Annotated in this window: 4 protein-coding genes and 1 pseudogene; 1 reads left to right on the top strand and 4 read right to left on the bottom strand. The window is 44.9% G+C overall.

The features are described from left to right. From malQ to glgC, 3 genes are all read right to left on the bottom strand, one after another. Positions 1 to 1100 (bottom strand): 4-alpha-glucanotransferase (malQ, locus tag B3182_RS09645; RefSeq protein WP_292752575.1); only part of this gene is annotated, 1100 nt, incomplete at its 3' end. Positions 1101 to 1103: 3 nt separating this feature from the next. After that, complete coding sequence (locus B3182_RS09640; RefSeq protein WP_292354220.1) at positions 1104 to 2786, bottom strand: glycoside hydrolase family 57 protein; 1683 nt, start codon at positions 2784 to 2786, stop codon at positions 1104 to 1106. Then, positions 2776 to 4044: a glucose-1-phosphate adenylyltransferase gene (gene glgC, locus B3182_RS09635; RefSeq protein ID WP_292354218.1), complete on the bottom strand. Its 1269-nt coding sequence runs from the start codon at positions 4042 to 4044 to the stop codon at positions 2776 to 2778. Before glgC ends, B3182_RS09640 begins: the two co-directional genes overlap by 11 nt. A gap of 106 nt (positions 4045 to 4150) precedes the next feature. On the opposite strand from glgC, the gene glgB reads away from it, so the two are divergent. Further along, the gene (glgB, locus tag B3182_RS09630; RefSeq protein ID WP_292354217.1) at positions 4151 to 6322 is read left to right on the top strand and encodes a 1,4-alpha-glucan branching protein GlgB; all 2172 of its coding nucleotides are present in this window, start codon (positions 4151 to 4153) and stop codon (positions 6320 to 6322) included. Positions 6323 to 6369: 47 nt separating this feature from the next. Here glgB and pgi read toward each other — a convergent pair. Continuing rightward, a pseudogene (gene pgi / locus B3182_RS09625) lies at positions 6370 to 7175 on the bottom strand (glucose-6-phosphate isomerase); the annotation flags it as partial.

Here is a 7175-nt window from a genome sequence, read left to right as displayed (position 1 = left end):
AGATAAGGATTGTCAGCATCACCACCAAAGGCAAATTGCAGAATCTTCATGCCAGGCATGGCAAATTGTTCCCGTAACGCAGTTACTTCTTCAGTGATTATTCCCAGATCTTCGGCAACAAGAGGAAGCTCACCAAAGTTTGCTACCAATTTATTAAATAACGCTTCACCTGGGGCTTTACCCCACTCACCTTCCATTGCCGTTTCGCAACTGGCCGGAATCTCCCAACATGACTCAAACCCCCTGAAATGATCTATACGGATTAAATCAAACAGCTCGAGCTGAGTCGACAAACGTTTTACCCACCAATCAAAATCTTCGTCAATGTGCGCCTGCCATTCATAAAGCGGGTTACCCCAACGTTGTCCCGTTGCAGAAAAATAATCAGGCGGAACACCGGTTACCTTTGTGGCCTGCCCTGTCTCATCGAGGGTAAACAATTCAGGTGCTGCCCATACATCTGCACTGTCATGGGCAACGAAAATTGGCATATCACCAAACAATTTGACGTTCTTCTGATTGGCATAGGTTTTTAAATTGTTCCATTGCTGGAAAAACAGAAACTGTTCAAATCGGCGAATATTCAGGGATTCTGCACGTTGCTCAGCCAAGTCTTTCAGCGTGGCCGGGTCTCTGTCACGAAACTCAACTGGCCAGTCAAACCATGGTAGCGCATGATTCAGATTACGTATTTCACGATACAGAATATAATCTTCCAACCAAAATGCCTGTCGCTGACAAAAACTATCAAAGGCAGCCCAGTCAGCCTCATTAGCATTTTCGTAGAATTGCTTGTAAGCATTTGCCACGATTGTGTAGATTTTTTTACCCGCCAGATCTTCGGTGTGCACCCAGGGTTGAGCTTTAATATAAGCTTCACATAACAGCTTGTTATTGCCAGCATGAGCCGATAAACATTGATAAGGCGAACCATCATCATGGGTAGGTCCTAATGGCAGCATCTGCCAGACTGTTACCCCTGATTGGTGCAAAAAATCCACAAAACGGTAGGCATCTGCCCCTAAGTTTCTACTGGGTAAACTGGTGATATGCAGCAATACACCGGTCCGACGATTATCAAAGATATGAGCCTGTTTCATTAATTAGCCGCCACGACGCATTGTGCCACCCTGCTCGGCTTCTCCTCCTCCTAATGACACAACCTCTGACAATATTTGAGGCACTTCTTCTCCCAACATTTGATAAAGGTTTGATAAATGCAAACGGAACAGTCGTTCAAAATCACTGACACTGTCTGCTGCGTTGTAATCGCCAAACCACCAAAACCAATCCGATCCCTCACAAATAGCCAGCTGTTTATCAATTGCCTGTAGCAGATCTTCATCAATCTCTGCAGCAGCAATTTTTTCGTCATAAACCTGTTTAGCCTGACTCAGCAGATCCCATGCCCGATTTTTATCAACATCACCAATCCAGGTGGAGAAAGTACCGTAAACCCAGCTACCAGCTACCATTTCAGGTAATAATGCGGGTTTAACGCCATTCTCCAGACAATCTGAGAAAGTGGTCAATTCTATATCCGGATGTCTGGAAAGCTGTTTATACAGGCTTTGCAAAAAATAAAACCCATTATAGGAATAATGTTCCCAGGCATTTTCTCCATCCAGAATGACTGAAACAACTCTATCGGCATCACCCTCTGTCGTAGCTTTAATATTAGTCAGATGATGAATAAAGTCGTTAACAGCATCTTCAGCACTCCATTTGGTATAGGTAAAACCAATTAAATCGGATAAACCATCATCTCGGAAAAAGCATGCAGGACCTACCGCTTCTAGTTGATAAGGCTTATGAATGCTACTGTCAGGCAAAGCACTTTTCTGCAGACTGTTTCGTAAGACATTTTCACCACTGGCAGTCCAACTAAAGCCATGTTTGGCTATCGACTCAATAGTTGGCTTTGAAACTGCACCTTCAGATGGCCAGCAGCCTTTGGGACGGAAACCAAAAAATGACTCAAATACTTCCAGACCTTTTTCCATATGCCAATCGGTGCGGACATCTCCACCAGGATACTGCCGAATTTGTGGCAACAGGGCATCCGGCATCGCTTCCAGCGTGCTATTAATATCCAGTAATAATGGCACTATCGGATGAGCGTAAGGCGTTACCGATAACTCAACTTTTTTGGCCTCTGCGAGTCGTCGATAACGTGGAATAACATCACTCAGCAACTCACCAATAACGATCATTAATTGCCGGCGATCATGAAAATTAAATTGCTGGCCTTTTTTCATTAAGGCCTGAATACGAATATCGTTGCGCCTCACTGACTCGCCCATCCACACCAGATGGTACCAAACCAGCATATCCACCAGGAATTGATCATTTAGGTAGGCCAGACGCTGCTTCTCTTCCAAGACCCAGCGTGCCATTTCAGCAAGTTTTGCAAATATTGGAAACGGCGCTATAAGCTTCTCATCATTGGCGCGCAGACAAGCATTTAGTATTGTTTGGCGCTCTTCAATATGAACTGGTTGCACCGGTGAATCCAGCGCAATTAACAAAGGATCTTTCAGACATCCTGTTCCTTTAAAGCGGCCTTTCAGTTGCTGATCATAATCATCAATCTGTTCCAGTAAGGTAGGTGCGAAATTAACCACCGCCCGAGCCTCAGGGATTTGTTCGAGATGCCAGGCCATATCTACATAATCTTTTATTGCATGCAGATAGGTCCAAGGGAGCTGATAGCTTCCGCCCATCGGTTCACTATATTGCGGCTGGTGCATGTGCCAGCATAAAACGACTTTTAATTTATCGGACATAACGGTAATTTTGCCCCAGCATTTCAGGTGTGACTAATACAACACCATTGGGTGAAACTTCAAAACGTTGAGCATCAAGTTCAGGATCTTCGCCAATAACCGTTCCTTCAGGGACGATACAGCCTTTATCAAGCACAACTTTCTTCAGGCGACAGTGCCTGCCCACAGAGACATCCGGTAATACCACACTATCTTCTATCAGACTGAAACTATGGACTTCAACATTGGAAAACAGAACCGAGTGCCTCACAACGGATCCGGAAATAATGCACCCCCCTGAGACCATTGAATCAACAGCCATACCCCGCCGATCGTCATCATCAAAAACAAACTTGGCAGGCGGCAATTGGGCCTGATGCGTCCAGATTGGCCACTCTTCGTCGTAAAGATTCAGTTCTGGTGTAACACCAATTAATTCAAGATTCGCCGACCAGAAAGCATCTATTGTTCCCACATCACGCCAGTATCCTGGATCATTGCCCTGCACATCTTTGTAAGGAAAAGCGACAACTTTATATTTCTCAATTAAGGACGGGATAATGTCATGACCAAAGTCATGACTGGATCTTGAATTGTCAGCATCCTTTATCAACTGCTCATACAAGAAACCAGCATTGAAAATATAAATCCCCATTGAAGCCAATGCAACATCATCATGCCCCGGAATCGGCGTTGGATTTGCAGGTTTTTCATTAAAAGCGATAATACGGTGATTCAAATCAACCGACATGACCCCAAAAGCTCTGGCCTGGTCCAATGGTACCTCGATACAACCAATAGTCATATCGGCATTTTGCGCAACATGTTCAGCCAACATATCACCATAATCCATTTTGTAAATATGATCGCCTGCCAGGATCAATACATACTCAGGGCCATGATTGCGTAGAATGTCGATATTCTGATATACCGCATCGGCGGTGCCGGTATACCAACCCTGCTCGGTACGCTGTGAGGCTGGCAACAACTCGACAAACTCTCCCAAAGCACCACGCATAAAGCCCCAGCCCTGTTGGATATGTCGTATCAATGAATGCGCTTTATACTGTGTTAACACCCCTACTCTGCGGATCCCCGAATTGACGCAGTTTGATAGAGGGAAATCTATAATCCTGAATTTTCCACCAAAGGGTACAGCGGGTTTTGCACGCCAACCAGTCAGTTGTTTCAAACGTGAACCACGCCCGCCTGCTAGAATCAACGCCAGAGTATCTCTGGTCAGTCGACTGACAAAACGCGTGCTATTATTTTTGGGCATATTCAAATCTCCAGCCAGCTATGCAGTGAAATATGTTGTAATGGCTTTAAGCGTGCCACATCGTTAAGGTGGACAGCAATAGAAAAATTTACGGGACAGTATATCTATGGTTTTTGAACAAAATTTGACAGATGACCAACTTAAAATCATAGAAGCCAGACATCATGATCCTTTTGCAGTTTTGGGTCGTCATCCGACCAAAAGCGGCGTGTATGTCAGGGCTTTCTTACCTCATACCGAATCCGCCACGGTAGGAAACAATCTGCCTATGAAGCGGGTTGAGGGTACAGATATTTTTGAGTGGACAGGCCGTTCTGATGATTTAGAAACGCCATACCAGATTCATCGTACCACTTCACAAAATCAAATTCAGAGTCATTACGATCCGTACTGCTTCCCACCGCAAATTTCGGATTACGATCTGTATTTGTTTGCGGAGGGTAAACACTGGCATGCCTACCGAATTCTGGGATCTCACAAGCGCACAGTAAACGGTGTACAAGGTGTGATGTTTGCCACCTGGGCACCCAATGCCCAACGTGTCAGCGTTGTCGGCACATTCAACCGTTGGGATGGACGCTGTCATCCCATGCGTTCCAGAGGCAGTACTGGTGTATGGGAATTATTCATTCCAGGTCTGGAAATTGGTGAACTCTACAAATTTGAAATACGTAACTATCATGATGGCAGTCTGCATCTGAAAATGGATCCGTATTGCCAGCAGGCAGAACTTCGTCCCGGTACTGCATCAGTGATTTTTGACAGCAACTATCAATGGCAGGACAAAGAATGGATGTCCAACAGAGAGCATACAAAATGGCTCCATGCGCCACATAGCGTTTATGAAGTCCATCTCGGTTCCTGGCAAAAGCGCAGTGATGGCAGCTTCTGCAGTTACCGCGAACTTGCTGACAAACTGGTGCCATACGTCCGTAAAATGGGCTTCACTCATATTGAGCTTTTACCGATCACCGAACACCCTCTGGATATTTCCTGGGGTTATCAAACCACAGGTTATTATGCTGCAACCAGCAGGTTCGGCTCACCGGATGATTTTCGATATTTTGTCGACCAATGTCATCAAAATAATATTGGTGTGTTACTGGATTGGGTGCCTGGACATTTTCCCAAAGACAGCTTCGGCCTTGCCAAGTTTGATGGTACCGCGCTCTATGAACATGAAGATCCCCGTCGTGGAGAACACCAGGACTGGGGTACTTTAATCTTTAATTACGGCCGCAACGAGGTTCGTAACTTCCTGTTATCCAGTGCATTTTTCTGGCTGGAAGAATGCCACATAGATGGATTACGCGTCGATGCAGTCGCGTCGATGCTTTATCTCGATTATTCACGTCAGGAAGGTCAATGGTTACCAAATATTCATGGTGGCCGTGAGAATCTTGAGGTCATCAGTTTTCTCAAAGAAGTTAATACCATACTGCATCAGTCTCACCCTGGTTGTATTATCGCCGCGGAAGAATCCACCTCCTATCCAATGGTTTCTCGACCAGCAGATATGGGCGGACTGGGTTTCTCGATGAAGTGGAATATGGGCTGGATGCACGACATCCTTGAGTATATGAAACAGGATCCCATTCATCGTCGCTATCATCATGATCAGCTTACCTTTGGTTTGCTGTATGCATTTACCGAAAATTTTGTATTGCCTTTTTCACATGATGAAGTTGTACATGGTAAAGGTTCGATGCGCTACAAAATGCCCGGAGATGAGTGGCAGCAGTTTGCTAATCTGCGGTTACTTTATACCTTTATGTACAGCTATCCCGGCAAAAAATTATTATTTATGGGATCAGAATTTGGTCAGGGCAGTGAGTGGAATAGTGAAAAAGCACTGGAATGGTATTTACTGGATTACCCAAAACATCAGGGCCTATTACAGCTGGTCACTGATTTAAATAAAGTCTACCGAGAGAGCCCGGCGCTTCATTATCATGACTTTGATGCACATGGGTTCGAATGGATTGATTGCAATGATCGGGAACAGTCCGTACTAAGCTACCTGCGACAGGGACAGGATTCCATCGCTGTGGCAGTGTTCAATTTCACACCTGTCGTGAGAGATAATTATCGCATTGGTGTGCCTGAAGCAGGCGAATATGAGGTTGTCATCAATTCTGACTCGGAGTACTACAGTGGCAGTAATTATTCTGTTAGTCAGGTAATTCAGAGCGATTCAATAAGCTGGTCCGACAGACCTTACTCAATTGTATTGAACTTACCACCATTGGCCGGATTGATTATTCGTAAAAAGCACTAACTCTTGATGATGAAGCGGCTCGTAAGGTACGAGCCGCTTTGATTTATTTATTGTCTCAAGGTACGGATCAGTCTGATAAGCTCGGTAGTAGAACTATCATGTACTGAGATTTCGGCATTACTCTGCAAATCCGGCAAAATAGCTTTTGCAAGCTGTTTACCAAGCTCTACACCCCATTGGTCAAACGAATTGATATTCCAGATAACCCCCTGAACAAATACTTTGTGCTCATAGAGAGCGACCAGCTGTCCCAACATTTCCGGCGTTAATTTAGGAAATAACAATACATTACTCGGACGATTACCCGGGAAGACTTTATGCGGCAATAATGCATCCAGGGCTTTGCCTTCATAGCCTTCCTTGACCAACTCTTCTCTGACTTCCTCAGCCGTTTTACCTTTCATCAATGCTTCTGATTGAGCCAAACCATTGGCCAATAAAATGGATTGATGATCACATTCAGGATAATGACTGTTGACCGGTAACACAAAATCCACCGGAATTAACTGTGTACCCTGATGAATCAGTTGAAAGTAAGCATGTTGGCCATTGGTGCCAGGTGTGCCCCAGATAACCGGTCCCGTTTTATAACTTATGCGCGGGCCCTGACGGTTAATAAACTTACCGTTGCTTTCCATATCCAACTGTTGCATGTGACTCGGAAAACGCGCCAGTGAGTGATCATAGGGAACGATTGCATGGGTCTGGGCGTTAAAGAAATTGATATACCAGATCCCCAGCATTCCCATAATCAGCGGAATATTTTCTGCCAATGGCTTGGTACGGAAATGCTTATCCATTTCATGTCCACCATCCAGCAATCGTAGGAAATTATCCATGCCAACATACAATG

The sequence above is a fragment of the Methylophaga sp. UBA4204 genome (genome assembly GCF_002379485.1).
Taxonomy (GTDB): domain Bacteria; phylum Pseudomonadota; class Gammaproteobacteria; order Nitrosococcales; family Methylophagaceae; genus Methylophaga.
Note: the sequence above shows the minus strand (reverse complement) of the source record. Positions and strands in the feature narration are given on the sequence as shown.

Excerpts from the sequence above, each read along its gene's own strand:
- B3182_RS09640 (WP_292354220.1), bottom strand. The coding sequence starts at position 2,786 with ATGTCCGATAAATTAAAAGTCGTTTTATGCTGGCACATGCACCAGCCG.
- glgC (WP_292354218.1), bottom strand. The coding sequence starts at position 4,044 with ATGCCCAAAAATAATAGCACGCGTTTTGTCAGTCGACTGACCAGAGAT.
- glgB (WP_292354217.1), top strand. The coding sequence starts at position 4,151 with ATGGTTTTTGAACAAAATTTGACAGATGACCAACTTAAAATCATAGAA.